Genomic DNA, 17,617 nt, shown 5'->3' on the forward strand with positions numbered 1-17,617 from the left:
GGGCCGAGGTTCGCACCCCCGTGCCACCGTGAGGCATGCCCATCCCGACGCCTCCGTGCCTCCACGCGGTGCAGCGCAGCCTCACGGTCCTCTTCATGGTCGGCCTCGGCCTCTCGGCCTGCAAACGCGAGCCCCCTCCCCCGCCTTGGACGGGCATCTCCGAAGATCCCGAGCCGCCATCGTCCGGCCGCATCCGCACCTTGGTCGCGGCGAGCGAGCATGTCTGTGCACTCTACAACGACGGGAGCGTGGCCTGCTGGGGGCAAGGCGCCGAGACCGCCCTCGGGCGCCCTATCCCCGCGAACACGGCCGCGCGCGTCGAAGGGGTCACGGGAGCTCGCCGGCTCGCTGTGGGAGCGTGCAACGCGTGCGCTCTCGACGGCGAAGGCCACGTGACCTGCTGGGGCTTCAGCGGCTACTACTGCGAGGAGTCACGTCAGGGCCACGCGGCGGCGCTCCTCTTCCCCAGGCCGAAGCGAATCGAGGGAATACCAAGAATGCGATTGATCGCCGCCGAGACGCTCGGCGACTCGGTCACCGCCATCGGAGAGGACGGCGCCGTGTGGACGTTCGGGAGCGACTGCTCGTCCTTCACCGATAGCTCCGGCGGGGGTTGCCGGAGCGCGCGCTTCCACACGTTCCGCCACTCGCACGACGCGAGCCCCTACGACGCGTGGGAGCGCGCCGTCGCCACCGATGCGGTCGACCTCGCCCCGAGCCAAATGCCGTGCTCTCGCGACATGAGCGGCCACACACGCTGCTACTCGGGGAACATCACCGGCGGGGACGGGCGGCCCTTCGCCGCGCTGAGCGCGCCCGACGGGACCGTGACCCGCATGAGCGCGTCGTACCGCGAGACGTGCTTCGTCCTCGCGACGGGCGGCGTCGAGTGCCGCTCCACCGAAGGCATCGTCGTCCCCACGTTGCCAGGGCCTGCCCGCACCGCCGCCACCAGCGGGATCCACGGATGCGCGACGGGGCACGATGGCTCCCTCTCGTGCTGGAACGGCCCTTCACTCGCCACCGGCCCGACATCACCGGCCCCCGTGATCACCCCCGAGCCCTTCAGCTACGACCACGCGGCGCACGCGCGTGTCGTCGTCGCCACGGGCTTCGACCTCTGCACCCTCGCGAACGACGACACGGTCACCTGCGGCGTCACGACGGGTCCCAAGCGACGCATCGCGCTGCCGTGAGCCGCGGCGCCGCGTTTCAGACGCTCACGCCGCGCTCCAGCAGCACCTCGTGCGCGAGCTCGATGCACGGGCGGCACAAGCGCACCTCGCCGTAGGTCCGCGTGCTCCGGCGCTCGAGACCGCAGAAGCTGCAGGCCGTAGGCGATCCGTCGCGGTAGGCCACGCCACCACGCCGAGGCAGCGCCGGCTCCTCGGGCACCACGAAGAAGAGCGCGCGCACGCGCTCGAACCAGGGTTTTTCCGCCACGAGCCGCACGACGCAGCGGTCGCAGATGCTCGCACGGGCGGCAACCACGAGGTAGGCCACGCCGGCGCGGGCCGCCCCACACACCGAGCAGCGCCCTTCGTGCGGAGCGTGACCTCCGGCGCTCACCGCCGCGTAGCCTTCATCCCGAGCGCCACGACGAGCGCCACTCCCACCACCACGAAGGGCGCGAGGGTCATCGGCTCGCCCGCGATCGTCGTGCGGAGGAGCGAGACGACCGCCCAAAGCACCGCGACGAGCACCACGAGCGCCACGTACCCCCGGCGGAACGCCCGTTTGCGCGTCTCGGGAGCGAGCCCGTAGAGCGCCGCGTACGAGCCGAGCATGAGGCTGCCGGCCTTGGCCCCGGACGTCCACGTGGCGAGCGCCTCCTGGTGCTCCCCGAGCTTCTCGTGGGCGTCCGTGCGGAGGGCCACGGCCAAGAGCCGAAGGGGACCCGAGAACGCCGAAGCCGCGTCCCCGTGCCCGATCACGTCGAGCACGCCGCGCGGGCCCTCTTCTTCGCGCGCCACGAACGCCTCGGCCACACGCACGTCGGTCACGACCTCGGGCGCGCGCATCTTCGGCGGTACACGCGCGAGCCAGGCCTGCGCGAGCGGCACGGCCTTCGACTGCGCCGCCAGGCGCGCGAGGCGCGCGAGGAGCATCGCGCGGTACTGCGGGATCTCGACCTTTTCGAGCGCGGCTTCGAGCACCGATCGCGCACGCACGAGCTCTTTTTCGCGGAGGGCAGCGCTGCTCAGGCTGCCTGCGAGCCACACGAGACGGTACTCGTGCGTGGCGCGCGCCTCGTCGTCGTCGGGCACCGGCGAGGTCTTCGCCTCCACCCACGCCTTGCGGAGCGCGTCTCGCTTCTCGCGCCCCGTCATGCCAGGCGGAGGCTTCGAGAGATCGAGGGTGAGCGGGAGCTTGCGCCCCGAGGCCCCGCGGTCCTTCCCTCGGTACGCGCTCTCGCCCGAGCCCTCGCCCGAAGGCCGAACGAGCGCGGCCACGGCGTCCTCGCGCCCGCAGTACCCGCACGTGACGTTCACCGTGCCGTCCGGAGAAATGCGCCCCGCGACGGGCTCGTGGCATTGCGCGCACTCCCGGACCGAAACGTCGGGATCGGTGAGATCGAACAGGTCTTCGGCGGCGCCCATCGGCGCAAGAATACGCGGAATCGTAGCCCTGCCTTCCCACGAAGAGCAGATCGGCACGTCGTAGGGATCGAATGGCGCGCTCGTGCGTTCATGGGGGTCCGTGACCCACATCTCGCTTCGCAGCCGGGCTCTTCCGCTCACCTTCACCTTTGCCGTGGCGCTCGTCACCGCGGCGTGCAGCCGATCCCGAGGCCCCTCGCTCGACGTCTCCGCGAGCCCATCGGCCCAGGCGCGATCGACCGCTGCCACTCTACCCTCCGCACCGGCACCCGACGGCTCGTCTCCCGACACCAAACCGAGCTCGCCTCTCGTGCTGACCGAGGTCGGGCCGGGCAGCTTCGAGATCGCGACCACGCGAGAGATCTCGCTCGGCGCGTCCCTCGAGCTCGAGCGGGCCGAGGGCGACGGCTTCGTTCGGCTCGCCGATCTCGACGGCGGCAAGGGCCTCACGCTCACCACGAGCTGCGCTGCACCACTCTCCGGCTGCGTCTCGCTCACACCGGAGAGGCCGCTCGTCCCCGTCGCGTGGAGCGGCCTCCACTGCGCTGCCCAGTGCAACGGCTCGTGCCGCGCCGAGGCGAGCTACACCCCCGGAAAATACCGCGTCTCCGTCGCCACGTGCGAAGGGCGGCGGGCCTCGGAGCTCGCGTTCGTGATGCCCGAGGGCCCCATTGAAGGCCTCGAGCGCGCGTGGGCCGGCGCCAAGCTCGTCTCGGGCGTGGTCGCGAGGCTCGCGCTGCCGAGCGGCAAACCCGGGTGGGACATGACCGAGCCGCGCGCCAAAGGCGAGATGGCCGGCATGCCCGAGCGGACACCCGAGCGCCCCATCGATCCCCGCGCGCTCACAGCGCTCGGCGAAATCCTGCGAAAGAAGGACGGCTACGACGACCGGATCATGAAGCGGTGCCTCATGAGCCGCATCGTCGGCTTCCGGGTCACACGCGAGCTTACGACCACGGGACCCGCGAGGAGCGCCGAGCTCGAGATCGTCATGGACCTCCAGTGCGCCAAGATCTTCGTCGTCCGCGAGGGCGCGGCGGGGAAGAAGCGCGTCGTGCACGCGTCCCACTTCGACCCGCAGCGCGAGGCGGTCGCGGCGCTCGCCCGAGATCTCTTCCCCGAAGCGAAAGACCTCCGAGCGCCGTGAAGTACCTTTATTTGCAGCCCGCGAGCAGCGTGTCGCGGATGGCCTTCACGCCGCCGTCGTACTTGTCCATCTCGTGCCCCACACCCGCGAGCACCTCGTAGCTCACGTTCACGCCGGCGGCGCCGAGCTCGCGGTGGAGCGCGGCGGAGAAGATCGGGTACGCCGCTTCGTCGAGCGCGCCGACCTTGAGGTGCACCGGGAGGCGCCCCATGCGCGGCACGTCGGGCCCCTTCACGGGGCTCTTCGCGAGCAGCGTCGCGAGCCCCGCCGCCCCCGGGCTCGAGCACATCGGGCTCCCACCGAACGACGCGTCGAGCAGCGAGATCACACCGCCGCCCGCCTGCGTCCCCTTGCCGACACAGCCCGGGCACGCCGACCAGAGCGCGCTCGTCTCGGTGACCCACGCCGAGTCCGTCTGGCCCTGGCAGAAGAGATCGAGGCGATGAAACGGCCCCGAGGTGGGCATCGCGAACGCGAGCGACGACGCGAGCCCGTTCCACGCGAGCGCGTACACGAGCTCGGCGCTCCCGCCCGAGTTGCCCGTCGCGCAGAGCGGCACGGAAGGCGCGTGCGTGCGCTTCACGTACCGCGCGAGAGCGGCGTAGCGGCACGCGGCCTCCTGAGGCCCCGCCTTGGCGCCGTCGAACCAGCCGCGGTCCGCCGTCCATCGGCGATCGACGAGGGTGTAGCCCGCGCTCGTGAGGGCGTCCCTCGCAGGGAAGTTGTAGAAGCCCGTGCCACCGCCGCCGCTGCCGAAGACCACGACGCCCTTCTTCGCGACGCCCGCGGGAGGCTCGAAGTACGCCACGTCGACCACGGCTGGCGAGGCCCCGCCGCACACGATCTCGTACGACTCGCAGCGCGTCGCCTGCGGAGCGGCCTTCTCGCACGGCTCCGTGCGGACCCGAACGCTCTCGTCGAACGCACGCCCCGCGTCGTCTGCGCCGCCCTCCGGGCTCGACGTGGGCGCGCTCGCCGTGGGCGCAGGCGCGCTCGCCGTGGGCGCAGGCACGCTCTCCACGGGAGCCACCGAAGGCCCTCCCTCGGTCGACGAGCACGCCACCACGAACGAGGCTGCGCCCACCATCCCCAACGACAACGCCCACACCTTCGACGTGCTCATCGTGACCTCCCGACGGCGTCCTTCGCCGTGACGGTCCGAAAGAGCACGCCCCGTGCCGCCGAAATCGCGAAGGGTTTCGCGGCACGTGGACGAGGTCGGGTGGACACCGACAGTCACCTCCTGGACGTTCCCAAGTCCGGTCCAGGGCTTCCCATCGGAGGGGGTTCGTCGTAAGCGTCTCGGCGAGGTACCGCGTGCTTCCCCCCCTCGTCACGGAGACCGTCGTCGCGTTCGGATCGCTCTTCTCGATCGTCGATCCGTTCTCGGCGTTGCCGGTGTTCGTGGCGCTCACGGGCGAGAAGCCTCGCGAGTACCAGAGCCGCACCGCGCTCCGGGCCTCGCTCACGTGCTTCGTCGTGCTCTCGGTCTTCGCGGCGGCGGGCTCGTTCATCTTCAAGTTCTTCGGCATCACGATCCCGGCCTTCAAGGTCGCGGGGGGCATCCTCCTCTTCGGCGTGGCGCTCGACATGATGCGCGCCCAACACTCCGAGACCCGCACCACGAAGGAAGAAGAGACCGAGAAACACGAGGACGTCGGGCTCATCCCCCTCGGGCTCCCGCTCCTCTCCGGCCCGGGCGCGATCGCCGCCGTGATGGTGCTCGCAGGTCAGGCGGAGAGCACGGCGTCACGCGTCGCCGTGCACGTCGCCATCCTCGGCATCGGCGCCTCGGCGTTCCTCATTTTGCGCTCGGCGGCCGTCGTCGGGAAGCTCCTCGGCACCACGGGCATCCGCGTCATCGGGCGCCTCATGGGCCTCATCCTCGCGGCCATCGCCATCCAGTTCGTGATCGACGGCGCCCACGAGGCGTTCCCGAAGACGTTCTCGTGAGGCTCACACGGAGGGTGCACGCGCGCCCTCCCCACGGAAGAGCGCGATCGACGCTCACGAGCGTAGCTTCAGCGCCCGCCGCCGGGCTTCGGGGCCTCGCCGTGGAAGAGCGGCACGGGCGGGGGCTTCGGATCGGAGGTGCCCGGGTCGCGCGTGTCGTCGTCCCCGTCGTCGGCGGAGGCCACGTCGGTCGCGACCTCGGCGGAGGGCGCGGCGAGCTCGGGCGACACCTTCGGCGCCTCGACACGGAGCGGCTCGGCGGAGCTCCCGAGGACCTCGGGCCCTGCCACGTCGGCGGCACAGCCAGCAACCGAAAGGGTGAGCAAAATCGCTACGATACGTCGCATCCCACTGCCTCCGTCACGTTCGCCGTGAGCCCGTATTGTTTCGCGAGCTGCGAGAGCCGCGGGCGCTTCATGCCGAGGAGCGCCGCCGCCTTGGTGATGTTGCCGTGTGTCTCCGAGAGGGCACGCACGATGCAGTCGCGCTCGATCTGGCGCTTCATGTCGGCGAGCGACACCTCGCCGCGGCGCACCTGCTGGTAGGCGATCTGGGTAGCCTCGGCCTCGTTCGACGAGAGCGGCCCGCCTTCGTCGTCGGGGAGCGCGGCGTCGCGGGACGAGTCGTCGCTGGCGGGAGCGGCCTTGGCCAGCGTCGTGCCGGTCGCCCTCGACGCGAGCCTGAGATCCTCGACGGTGTCGAGCAGGGCGTGCGCGTTCAACCACTCTCCGTCGGCGAAGAGGGTCGCCGCGCGGAGGGCGTTCTCGAGCTCACGCACGTTCCCGGGCCATTTGTGCGCGCGGAGCAGCACCTCGGCGTCGGCCGTGAGCCGCTTCGGGGCCTCGGAGCGTTCGCTCGCGATGCGCCGGAGCAAGGTGTCCGCGATGCGAGGAATGTCCGACGGGCGAGCGCGGAGCGGTGGCACCTCGAGGACGATGCCCCGCAGCCGGTAGTAGAGGTCCTCGCGGAACTCGCCGCGCTCGACCATCGCGCGGAGGTCGCGGTGCGTCGCGCAGACGACTCGCACGTTGGCCCGCACGAGCTCGGCGCCTCCGACGCGCTCGAAGGTCTTCTCTTGGAGCACCCGCAGGAGCGCCACCTGGGTGCGCGGCGACACGTCGCCGATCTCGTCGAGGAAGAGCGTGCCGCCCTCGGCCAGCTCGAAGCGCCCACGGCGGCGAGACGTGGCGCCCGTGAACGCGCCCTTCTCGTGGCCGAAGAGCTCGGAGAGCAGGAGCGTCTCCACGAGCGCAGCGCAGTTCACCGACACGAGCGGCCCGTTCGCGCGATCGCTGGCCTTGTGGATGGCCTCGGCCACGAGCTCTTTGCCGGTGCCGCTCTCGCCCCGCACGAGGATGGTCGAGTCCGAGCGCGCGACCTTGGCGATCGTCGCGAGGAGCGCGCGGATCTTCGGATCGTCGCCCACGAGGGCGCGCTCCGAAGGGCGGTCGAGGGGGGCGCTCGCGGGGGGCTCGGAGCTCGGCGCCTCGGCCTTGCCGCTCGGGCGGAAGACGAGGTGCATGCGCGCGAGGGCCACGCCTTCGGGCCGCGAGAGGAACGACGCGCGAATGTGCGCCGGGAGGCCCTCGGCGACCTTGTCGCGCACGGCCAGCGCTTGCTCGCACGTGGCCCGCGCCTCGCCGATGTCGCCCAGATCGTGCTGCATTTGGCACACGAGGAGGAGCGCCTCGCAGAGGACGTCCTCGTCGCCGGCCGTACGGGCGAGCCGGAGGGCCCGCTTGGCCAGGGAGAGATCGCCTGTCCCCTCGGCGCGCCCCGCCATGGCCTCGAGCAGCTTGGCCTCGGCCCGCGCACGGGGCGTCTTGGCGAGCGGCTCGGCGAACGACACGTGCACTCTACACCCAGCGATGTCGCCCTCCTCGAGGTGCACGCGGGCCGAGAGGCGGTGGGCCTCGCCGAGCAGCTCCACGTCGCCCGAGGCCGACGCCTCCGAGAGCGCGCGTTCCATCTCGGCGCGCGCACCGGGGAGATCTCCCTTCGCGAGCGCGATGCGCGACGCCACCGCCGCGAAGGGCGCCGCGCGCAGGGGACCGAGGCCCGTGCGACGACCGAACGCGATGGTCTGCGCGGCGTTCTCGACGAGCCCGAGCCGGAGCCGCAGATCCGCGAGGCTCGCGACGGTGTGGGCGATCATCGCGCTCGCGCCGAGCTGCCCGAAGAGCCCGAAGGTCCGCTCGAGGCACTCGAGCGCCGTGCCGTAGTCACGCAGCGTCCACGCGACCACCGCCAAATTCGAGAGCGCATACGCGTGGGTGCGTGTCTCACCGCTGGCCTCGGCCGACGCGGAGACGGCGCGCAGCATGTCGGCGGCCTCGTCCACGCGCCCCTTCGACTGCACGGCGATGGCGCGGTTCAGCCTCGCGCGGAGCGCCTCGGGCACGAGACCGAGCCCCTCGGCCACCTGGGCGTCGCTCGCAAAATGAGCCTCGGCTTCGTCCCACGAGCCGGCCGCGAGCAGGAGCTTTCCGAGCAAGTTGCGAGCACGGAGGAGCGTGCGCGGCGCGGCCTCGGACGAGACCACGGCGCGAGCCTTCTGCTCGGCCTCGGTGAGATCGCCCATCGCGTAGGCCACCTCGGCGAGCTCGGCGGAGATCTCTCCGGCGAACGCGCGCGCCACGTCCGTCTTCTTGGCGCGCTCGAGGGCGACACGCGCCCCGACGAGGTCGCCCTTGCCCGAGAGCGCGAGCCCCATGACCACGGCGTGCTCGGCCCCGAGGTCCCGCGCGCCATCGAGCACTGCGAGCGCCTCGTCGAAGCACTCGTCGGCGAGCGCACGGCGCGCGGCAGCGAGCACACGGGGCCCATCTCCTGCGACGAGCGTGGCCCACCTCCTACGCACGTCACGGCGCGCGGCCGGATCGACGAGGCCGGTGAGCGCGTCGGCGTGGAGTGCCTCGGCTTCGTCCCGTGAGTCGGGGTACACGAGCTCGGCCGCACGGGCTTTCGCCCAAGGGTCGGACCCGAGCTCGGCCACGAGGGCGCGCCCGATCGTAGCCCCCGTCGGCATACCCTCGACGGCCGCGCTCACGACGGGCTCGAGCGCGTGCACCCGGCCTTCGCGCACGGCGACGTACCCTTCGTCCGCGAGCGCGGCGACCACGGGCTCGGGGCCTTCGACGAACCGCGCGAGCCCGGAGATCGGCCAAGGATACGCGCTCGCCGACACGACCGCGAGGACGAGCTCACCCTTTTGGTCGAGCGCACGACGCCCGCGCCGCGAGCCCACGCTCACCGCGAGCGCCGCGAGCTCGCGCACCGTGCGAAGATCGCTCCCGCGAACCTCGTGATCGAGCATCGCCTCGAGAAATCGCTGCCTCTCGTCGTCGTCGAGCACGTCGGGGACGTCGACGGTGGAGACCCCGGCGAGGCCCTCTCCACGCGCCGCGACGAGCACGACCAGCGTAGCCAGGGGCAAGCCGAGGAGCTCCCGCGCCACGGAGTGGTCCCACGTCCCCTCCGCGGGGAGCGTGCTCACGAGCGCGACCTTCCGCACCGCGGCCACCGTCGAAAACGCCTCGGCCAACGCACGCGGCGACGTGGTCTCACCGAGGCCGAACCTGCACGCGACCTGATGGAACACGGGCGACGCGCTCGAGCCCTCGACCACGAAGACCTCGAAGCCGCTCGCGGCGACGCGACGTGCCACGTGCGCCAAGAGGGCGGATACGGCGCCTTCGCTCACACGCGCCACGACGACCCCAGGCGCACCCGAGCCCACACGCTCGTCGAGCTCGGCGAACCCACGGACCTGAGGCTCGGGCGACGAGGTCGACCAAGGCTCGGTGCGGGACGGAAGGGCGGTCATCGGGGCAGGCTCCTCGGGGCGCACACGCGCCGCCCTCGAGGGAGAGCATCCCCTATGCCAGGTCAAAATGCGTCACATTACGAGCACTTGCGCGAGGCGTCCGATTCACGCACGGGCCCACCGTCGCGATTTGCACGCCCCCACGGGCTGCTAAGTTACTCGTCCCCTTGAGGCGGGAACGTCCCCTGGTTCTCGGGGATGCCCCCTTCGCCCGCCGGAGTGGAACACGTGACCTGCGGGCACGAGGCGTCCCGGTAGAAGCGCTTGCCGAGCCTCTCCGTGGACGCCGCTTCTACGGCGGTGAAGCCGAAGCCCACGGACACGGCGTCGCAAGGCGCGGACACGTCGACCCCGGCTCCGATACGAATGTCTCGCGCCTTGCACGCGAGATCACGGAAGGCCTGGTCGAAAGGCATGGCGCAGAGGATGACGTCCTCGGTCTCCTGATAGGCCACGACGCGCGCGTTCTTGAAAGCCTCGTCGATGGGCCATTTGCCGGCGACGACACCATTCGTGAGCACGTAGCCACCTCCGTCGCCGCGCTCGACCTTGGCCGACATGACGACGTCCTTCAGCGCGAGCTTGAGCACGTTCCCGTTTCTCTTGCGCTGAATCGGGAGCGCAAAGGGATCGAATCGCGCGTAGAGCACCCCACCGGTGACGTACCCTCGGAAGTCGAAGATGCTGCTCGCGCCGAACGCGTCGCGTGTCGCGAACTCGTCGTCGATGAGCCACTGTTCCGTGCGGTCAAAACGCGGGACGCCTCCGTCGGTGAGGCCGAGAGTCGGCCGGAAGGATACTTTGACGGTCGGATCTTCGGGCTGACCGTTGTACCCCTCGATGTCGAGCAAAAACCCGTACGTCCCCTGCTTGAGGGACTCGGAGACCTGCTCCGGCCGGAACGGGGCATTCGGAATGATCGACGACCTGAAGAACTGGAGGAGCACGTAGGCCGCGTTATCGACGCCACGGTCGGTCTTGTCCCGGGTGTAGTCGTCGAACGCAAGGGTCCCTTGGGCGTTCGCACAGGACTCCTCACCAGGCTTGGTGGTGCATACGCCGTCGAGGTCGTACCCACGTACCGGCGCCGCACCTCCGCCGACCTGCAGCCCAAGATCGAAGTCGTTGAAGACGAAGGTGAGCCGGGTCGTGTCGTCTCCCGAGTCACCGACAGGTCGCTCGGGCGGGCGCTCGGGGTTGCACGTCGGCGCCGCGTCGGGTTGCTCGGTCGCCGTCGCCGTGGGGGCGTCGGCCTGGGCGCTCGCGTCGGGCGAGAACGTGAGCTCCTCGAACCCGAAGAGGCTCGCGCACGCGCTCACCCCTGCCACGGCGAAGAGCGCGCCGAGCGCGAAGAGGCGAGTGCGCATCAAAACGTCCCCCCGAGCTCGAGCCCGAGCGCCCCAGGACCACCCGACGGAACCACCCGAAACGCTTGAGTTTTCCTACCCTTATGGGCATCGGGCGCCCACAGGAAGAGCCCCACGCCCGCGGCCGCGAGCACCCCACCGGCGACCACGAGGACCGTCGAGCCCGTAGCGAGAGAGAAGGCGGTCTCGTTGTCGTTCACGGCGACCGGATCGGAGCACTCCCTCTGGGGCTCGGGGCACGTGCTCCGCGAGTCGTCGTACTTGCCCTTCGCGATGAACCCGAGCGCGACGCCCACGCCCGCGGCCGCGAGCCCGATGCCCGCCGCTGTGACGCCGCCCACGCGCGTCGCGGTCCAGTACGGAGGAGGCCCCTCGACGACGATCTTGGTCGGCCCCGGGCCCTTCGCGACGGGCGCGAGCGCGAGGCTCGGCACGACGATGTCGGGGACTTTGGTCCCCTCGGCCACGGCGACCTTCGTCGACCACGCGACACGCCCGGGCGCGTCCGCCTTCACGACGTGCTCCCCCGGATCGACGGCCATCGCGAGGCCCCACTCGCTCTCGGAGAGCTTGGCGCCGTCGCGCGAGATCACGAGCCCTTCGGCGCGAGCCTCGGCAGGCACGGTCACCGTGAGCCGGACGAGGCGCGGCTCGAGGGCCCGAACACGCTCTTCGGCCTGCGCGGCCCACTCCTCTTTGCCTGCTTTTCGCGCGGCGACGACGGCGCTCGAGAACGCCCCCCACGCGCTCGCGGTCTGCCCGTTGCGCTCGTAGCAGGTGCCGAGGTTGAGGAGCGTGGAGGCCTTGGGATCGACGTCGTAGCTTGCCTTGAACTTGGGGCAGGCGGCCTTGAAGTCTTCGCGTTTCACGTCTGCGAGGGCCGCGTCGAAGAGCTGTTTTCCACGAGCGCGCGCGTCCTCGGTGGCCGTGGCTGGCTGGGCGGGCTCGTCGGCGTGGGCGGCGTGAACGGTAGCGAGGGGCAGGCTCACCGTGACGAGGAGCGCGAAGGTGGTCTTTCTCATTCGCCGTAGGGGACGAAGCCCGGAGGCCCGGAGCTGGCAGGTTTCGTGGTGGGTTTGGCCGACGGCGTAGGGGCCGCGGAAGGTTGCGCGGCGACGCTGGGCGCGGCGCCGGGTTTCACGGCCTTCGCCGAGCCGGGTTTGCTCGGAGCGATCGCCGAGGCGGAGGGCGCAGGGGCAGCGCTCGGCTCCGAAGAGACGGCCACGGCCACGGCCGACGACGACGAGGGCTCGGCTTTGGGAGGCGCAGGAGCGACCGACGGGGCCACCGAAGCCACGCCCGAAGGAGACCCGGCCGAGAGCGCCGCGACCTGAGCCCCTGCGTTCGGGGCCGGACGTGACGTGGCCGCGAGCGCGATGCCCACCCCGAGGCCGACGAGGCCGAGCGCACCGAGCGCGACCACCCACGCGGGCTTGCGCGGCGCCACCGGAGGCACGCCGTTCTGCGTGTTGCCCCACGCGCTCGACGCGCCGACCGGCTCGCTCGTGTCTCGTGCGCGAGGCACCTCGGAGGGCTTGGGGGGCTCGGTCACGGCGGGCGACGAGGGCGCCGAAATCCTCTGCGAAGACGAGAGCTTACCCGAGAGGCTCGGGTCCGAGCGCACGTCGAGCGTGGGGCCGAGCGGGTTGTCGGTCACGCCGGAGATGTCCGAGAACGACGCGTACGCGGCGCGGGCCGAGGGCTGCGCGCGGAGCACCGTCGCGATGGAGGCCGCGAGGCCGCGCACCGCATCCCCACCGAACGGCTCGAGATCGCGCGCGAGCTCGGCCACGTTGGGGTAGCGATCGTCCGGCTTCTTGGCGAGGCACCGCGCGATGATCGCCTCGATGCCCTCGGCGACGTCGGCGCGGTGCGTGCGGATGGGCGTCGGATCTTCCATCGTCACTTGGAAGACGAGGCCTGGGATCGTGTCCGACTCGAACGGGTGGCGGGCCGTCAGGAGCTCGTGCAAGAGCACGCCGATCGACCAGATGTCGCTGCGCTCGTCGACCGACTTGGACGAGCGCATCTGCTCGGGCGACATGTAGAGCGGCGAGCCGAGCAGGCTCTGCGATCGGGTCAGCGCGAACTCGGCGCTCGCCTCTTCGAGGGCCTTCGAGATGCCGAAATCGAGCACCTTCACGAGCGGCTCACCGTTCACGCGGTGGGTGAGGAAGAGGTTCTGCGGCTTGAGATCCCGGTGGATGATCTTGACCGCGTGAGCCTCGGCCACGGCCTCGATCGCCTGCAAAATGAACCGCACCGCCGTGGCGACGGGCAACGGTCCCTCGCTCTTGAGCACCTCCGAGAGATCGCCGCCGTCGAGGTACTCGAGCACCATGTACGGGGCGCCCGTCTCGAGGCGGCCCACGTCGATCACCTTGGCGACGTGCTCACTCTTCAGCTTCGCGGCCGCCCGCCCCTCCCGCAAAAAGCGACGAACGAGGTCGGCGTTCTCGAGCATCGTGGGCAGGAGCAGCTTGATGGCGACCTTCTGGTCGAGGTCCTCGTGGGTGGCCGCCACGACGACGCCCATGCCCCCGGCCCCGAGCACGCGGTCGACGCGGTATTTTCCAGCGAGCACGTCCCCAGGGGAGACGGGCAGCTTGAGGTCGAGGGGGTTCATGCCGTGCCAGCAAAAGCTTCGCGCGTTTACGCCGACTGGGCTAGCTCCTTCGCAGGGTGGCGGAGACGAAGGCGCTCGACGCCACGGGGAACGAACGTTCACTAGCCGCCTCCGACGCACCAACCACGGAGCTTCGACCGTGCAAGAACGAGAGCGAGGCGACGGTGCGTCCGTGCAAGGCCTTGCACGAATGAAATCCCGGCAACTGCAGCGACCATATTGAATTTATTGGCTTTTTCGAGATCGCACGCGCCAGCGCCACCGGCACGGGAGCTGCAAAAGGCTGCGCTCGATGGGTCCGGCCAAGAAGATCATGGGCGCTCGCGCCAACCCTCCGGCGCGGCGCGAAGCTTACGTGCCCGTCAATCGTCGCGCCGCAGCGTCGTTCGTGACCGAGGTCGGCGAGGGCATCACCCACGATCCTCCGAGCGGTGTCCGCCGCGTGGTCCGGAGCGCGGAGGCGATCTCCACCCAGAAGCTCCCCGCGCAGCGCGGCCCCGCCCCCGCGCCTCGGTACACGAAGGCCCTCGGGGTCGACAGCCGTCTCCTCGCGGCGGCCCACCTCGTGACCTGGGTCGAGCGCGAGGCCCTCGACGCCGTCGCGGCGCTCGAAGGGCCCTGCGAAGCCTCGTCGGTCGCGGCCCGTCTCGGTGGTGAGCTCGACGAGACGCGTGCGACGCTCGAGCGGCTCGTGCGGCGCGGCCTCATTGCGCTGCGGTGAGGGCGGAGGGAGAGAGCGAGAGAGGGAGAGAGGGAGAGCGAGAGCAGGGTGCCCCCACCGCCGGGTGCTCGGCCTAACGGCCTGCGCGCCCGGCACCTCCCCCAAAGCTCGTTCTCGGCTTCGCTTTCCCGCGCGCCGTCGCGCTCACTCGCTTGCGCGAAGCCTGCGAGCGAGCAGGGGGAGTTGAAGAGACCGTGGCGCGGCGTGGGCGGCCGGCGTCGTGCCGTGGCCCCCACCGCCGGGTGCTCGGCCTGACGGCCTGCGCGCCCGACACCTCCCCCAAAGCTCGTTCTCGGCTTCGCTTTCCCACGCGCCGTCGCGCACACTCGCTTGCGCGAAGCCTGCGAGCGAGCAGGGGGAGGTGCAGAAGCCGTGGCGCGGCGTGGGGCGGCTCGTGCACTCGAGGGCCCCCACCCGCCCGACGAGAAGAAGCCCCACGGCGCCCAAGGCCCATCGAAGTCGGTGCCGACTCCGGAGAGGAGGGGTGCCCCCACCGCCGGGTGCTCGGCCTGACGGCCTGCGCGCCCGACACCTCCCCCAAAGCTCGTTCTCGGCTTCGCTTTCCCACGCGCCGTCGCGCACACTCGCTTGACGAAGCCTGCGAGCGAGCAGGGGGAGGTGCAGAAGCCGTGGCGCGGCGTGGGGTCCTCGTGCACTCGAGGTAGCGATCGTCCACCCCTGGCCCAACGTGCGCTTTGCTGCCCGTTGATCCGACGTGGGAACCCGGTGCGGGAAATCCGCACGCCGGGTTCTGACCGGGGGGGGCGGCGCGTGGGAAAGCGAAGCCGAGCGCCCTCCGGGAACCGCGCCTCGAAGCGTTTGGTCTGCGAGACCGTCCATCGAGCATGCACCGGATACCAAGCTTTGTTGGTCGCCACCGCATAGTCGGCACCGCCTGCGGCGCGCGCCACCGCCACCCTCAACTTCCTGCATTTCCAGGGACGACCTCGTTGACTTCGGTCTCGTCTGCATGCTTTTACTTGGATGCACGCCGCGGATGGAGAAGGACGGGCGCATGAACGTGGACTTCGAGGACATTGGAGTGCGCCTTGGTGTGCTGGAAGCCCTCCTCGACGCGGGGCACTTCGAAGGCGAACGAGAGAGCCTTGGCGAAGGATTGGACGATCTCGAGCCCGGAGAAGACTTCGGGAGCGTGGTCTCGGCTCGCTTGAAAACCTGGACCATCGACTCGACCAAGCTCGACGAGGTCACCGAGCTCGATATCGACGGCGGAAACGAAGTCTATGCGCTGCACGCGTCGGACCCGGACGCGGGGTGGAGTGGCTGCGATCGCGCCGAGTTCGTGGTGGCGAGCCTCGGCGACCTTCGCCACCTTCCGAACCTCGCCAGTCTCTCGATCGTGGCCTTGCTCGCGCCCGACATCGACCTCGCTCCGCTCGTTGCCGCTCCGGCCTTGAAGAAGGTCTTTCTCGACTTGCACGAGCCGACCCACGAGCAGCGAGTGGTGCTCGAGACGCTCGTGCGTCAAGGTGTCGAGGTCGGCCCGGCGTCCCTTTTTGGCCGCTGACGCTTCACCACGATCAACACGGTTCGACGAGCACTCGGCGCCGATCGACCACACGAGCGGACGACGCAGCCCGAGGCGCTTCTTGTGGAGCGTCGCCCGCCGATGGCGAGCGACACGAACGGCACGGCGTAGCGAGCGACACGCAGAACGAAGCGCGCGTCGACATCGTATGACCGGACACGTAGCATGGCTGTGCGGCCACGAGAGCGAGCATGCCGCAAGAACCACCGCCGCGAACAGGTGCGTGATCGCACACCAGAGGGGAAATCGGGGCCATCGGGGGCCCATTTTCGTGCGAGCGGCGTGCCGCGGCTCGCCTCACGCCGCCGCCGAACCCCCCGGCGGCTGGTGTAGAATGACGCCATTGTCGTCGAGATCATCTGGTCCCTGGTGCGCCAGCCGGAGCGTTCACGAGGTACCGCTATCGCGAGGAGCTCTTCCCCTCCCTCGTGTTCCGTCGCACCTACGATGCGCTCGTCGAGGCGCGGCGCGAGCGCGCCGACGCAGAGTACGTCCGAGTGCTGCACCTTGCCGCGAGCACCATGCAGTCGGACGTGGAGGCCGTCCTCGCCGGCATGCTCGAGCGCGGCGAACGCCCCGAGTTCCTTGCCGTGAAGGCGCTCGTGAAGCCGGAGAAAACAAGCGTTCCGGTGATTGATATCCCCGCCCCAGATCCCGCGATGTACGACCGCCTACTCGTGGGAGGTGAGGCATGAAAGACCTCTCCTCGGAGCAGCACGCTCGCCTTCGAGAGCTCCTCTCGCGCTTCAAGCTCCCCACGTTCGCGGCAGAGGTCGTGCGTCGCTTCGACGGAGCGGGCCACCACGCCGCGCTCGGCACCCTGCTCGAGGTGCTCGAGGCCGAGTCCGACGAGCGCGGGCAGCGTCGCACCGACCGGCTCTTGAAGGCCTCGCGTCTCTTGCCAGGCAAGACCTTCGAGACGCTCGACCGCTCGCGGATCCCGCGCGGCGTCATCACCAAGCTCGACGAGCTCGCGTCGGGAGACTTCCTCGAGCGCGCCGCCAACGTCCTCTGCTTCGGTCTTCCTGGCCGCGGAAAGACCCACGCCGCCTGCGCTCTCGGCCACGCCCTGGTGCGACGCGGGCATTCGGTCCTCTACGCGCCCACCTTCCGCGTCGTGCAGGATCTCCTCGCCGCGAAGCGAGACCTGGCCCTGCCGCGCGCGCTCCAGAAGCTCGACGCGTTCGACGTGCTCATCCTCGACGACATCGGCTACGTCCAGCAGAGCGCCGACGAGGTCGAGGTGCTCTTCACCTTGATGGCCGAGCGCTACGAGCGAAGGTCCCTCGTGATCACGAGCAACCTCGTCTTCGGCGAGTGGGATCGCATCTTCAAGAACCCGATGACGACCGCCGCGGCCATCGACAGGCTCGTGCATCACTCGGTCATCCTCGAGTTCGGCGGAACCTCCAAGCGCGCCGACGAGGCCGAGCTCCGAGCGAAACCGACGAAGCCTGCCAGTCCAGCGACAACTACGGGCGCAACGACAACGACTGCCTGACGAGGGGAAAGAGCGTCAGGCTCGACGACAACTACCCGACGACAACTACCCGACGACAACTACCCGACGAAGATGCCTACGCGACCCACGAACCCCACCCCGAAGAACCTCCGCGCGGTCGCCGCGGCAGGCCTTCGAACCATGGCCGCGACCTGCAAGAATAGTTGACGCCAGTCAACAGGAGCTGGTGCTTCGTCTTCGCGTCTTCTGCCTCCGTGCAGAGCACCCGCCGTGCTCCACAAGGTCGTTGGTCGACCGCGCAGAGCACCGTCCGTGCTTCACGAGGTCGCCGACCAGCCGCGCGGAGCACCCGCCGTGCTCCACGAG

15 protein-coding genes are annotated in these 17,617 nt (G+C 70.4%); 7 read left to right on the forward strand and 8 right to left on the reverse strand.

The features are described 5' to 3' along the window. Positions 1 to 35: 35 nt before the first annotated feature. Positions 36 to 1,196: a hypothetical protein gene (locus IPK71_03810; protein MBK8212851.1), complete on the forward strand. Its 1,161-nt coding sequence runs from the start codon at positions 36 to 38 to the stop codon at positions 1,194 to 1,196. A gap of 16 nt (positions 1,197 to 1,212) precedes the next feature. Here the strand turns inward: IPK71_03810 and IPK71_03815 are convergent, their stop codons facing one another. Continuing rightward, positions 1,213 to 1,569, reverse strand: coding sequence for a hypothetical protein (locus IPK71_03815; protein ID MBK8212852.1), 357 nt, complete (start codon positions 1,567 to 1,569; stop codon positions 1,213 to 1,215). Beyond that, a complete protein-coding gene (locus IPK71_03820) occupies positions 1,566 to 2,600 on the reverse strand; it encodes a hypothetical protein (protein MBK8212853.1) in 1,035 nt (344 codons plus the stop codon). The genes IPK71_03815 and IPK71_03820 overlap by 4 nt, the downstream gene beginning before the upstream one ends. Positions 2,601 to 2,700: 100 nt before the next feature. On the opposite strand from IPK71_03820, the gene IPK71_03825 reads away from it, so the two are divergent. After that, positions 2,701 to 3,747, forward strand: coding sequence for a hypothetical protein (locus IPK71_03825; protein ID MBK8212854.1), 1,047 nt, complete (start codon positions 2,701 to 2,703; stop codon positions 3,745 to 3,747). A gap of 7 nt (positions 3,748 to 3,754) precedes the next feature. Here the strand turns inward: IPK71_03825 and IPK71_03830 are convergent, their stop codons facing one another. Continuing rightward, entirely contained in the window at positions 3,755 to 4,870 is a 1,116-nt protein-coding gene (locus IPK71_03830; GenBank protein ID MBK8212855.1) for a hypothetical protein, read from the reverse strand. Between the two features lie 194 nt (positions 4,871 to 5,064). Between IPK71_03830 and IPK71_03835 the strand changes: the two genes are divergently transcribed. Continuing rightward, positions 5,065 to 5,700 (forward strand): NAAT family transporter, encoded by a 636-nt coding sequence (locus IPK71_03835; GenBank protein ID MBK8212856.1) that lies wholly within the window; start codon positions 5,065 to 5,067, stop codon positions 5,698 to 5,700. Positions 5,701 to 5,768: 68 nt separating this feature from the next. Here the strand turns inward: IPK71_03835 and IPK71_03840 are convergent, their stop codons facing one another. From IPK71_03840 to IPK71_03860, 5 genes are all read right to left on the reverse strand, one after another. Continuing rightward, a complete protein-coding gene (locus IPK71_03840; protein ID MBK8212857.1) occupies positions 5,769 to 6,026 on the reverse strand; it encodes a hypothetical protein in 258 nt (85 codons plus the stop codon). 5 nt (positions 6,027 to 6,031) lie between these two features. Then, on the reverse strand, positions 6,032 to 9,526 hold the full coding sequence (locus IPK71_03845; GenBank protein MBK8212858.1) for a sigma 54-interacting transcriptional regulator: 3,495 nt from the start codon (positions 9,524 to 9,526) through the stop codon (positions 6,032 to 6,034). Between the two features lie 155 nt (positions 9,527 to 9,681). Beyond that, a complete protein-coding gene (locus tag IPK71_03850; GenBank protein ID MBK8212859.1) occupies positions 9,682 to 10,893 on the reverse strand; it encodes a hypothetical protein in 1,212 nt (403 codons plus the stop codon). Continuing rightward, positions 10,893 to 11,915 carry a hypothetical protein gene (locus IPK71_03855; GenBank protein ID MBK8212860.1) on the reverse strand — a complete coding sequence of 341 codons (1,023 nt, stop codon included), beginning with the start codon at positions 11,913 to 11,915 and terminating at the stop codon, positions 10,893 to 10,895. Before IPK71_03855 ends, IPK71_03850 begins: the two co-directional genes overlap by 1 nt. After that, positions 11,912 to 13,519, reverse strand: coding sequence for a protein kinase (locus IPK71_03860; protein ID MBK8212861.1), 1,608 nt, complete (start codon positions 13,517 to 13,519; stop codon positions 11,912 to 11,914). Before IPK71_03860 ends, IPK71_03855 begins: the two co-directional genes overlap by 4 nt. Before the next feature lie 292 nt (positions 13,520 to 13,811). On the opposite strand from IPK71_03860, the gene IPK71_03865 reads away from it, so the two are divergent. From IPK71_03865 to IPK71_03880, 4 genes are all read left to right on the forward strand, one after another. After that, on the forward strand, positions 13,812 to 14,240 hold the full coding sequence (locus IPK71_03865) for a hypothetical protein (GenBank protein ID MBK8212862.1): 429 nt from the start codon (positions 13,812 to 13,814) through the stop codon (positions 14,238 to 14,240). Positions 14,241 to 15,255: 1,015 nt separating this feature from the next. Next, entirely contained in the window at positions 15,256 to 15,768 is a 513-nt protein-coding gene (locus IPK71_03870) for a hypothetical protein (protein MBK8212863.1), read from the forward strand. 449 nt (positions 15,769 to 16,217) lie between these two features. Beyond that, entirely contained in the window at positions 16,218 to 16,484 is a 267-nt protein-coding gene (locus IPK71_03875; protein ID MBK8212864.1) for a hypothetical protein, read from the forward strand. Next, complete coding sequence (locus IPK71_03880; protein ID MBK8212865.1) at positions 16,481 to 17,290, forward strand: ATP-binding protein; 810 nt, start codon at positions 16,481 to 16,483, stop codon at positions 17,288 to 17,290. The genes IPK71_03875 and IPK71_03880 overlap by 4 nt, the downstream gene beginning before the upstream one ends. The last annotated feature ends 327 nt before the right edge of the window (positions 17,291 to 17,617 follow it).

The sequence above is a fragment of the Myxococcales bacterium genome, assembly GCA_016712525.1.
Taxonomy (GTDB): domain Bacteria; phylum Myxococcota_A; class Polyangia; order Polyangiales; family Polyangiaceae; genus JAAFHV01.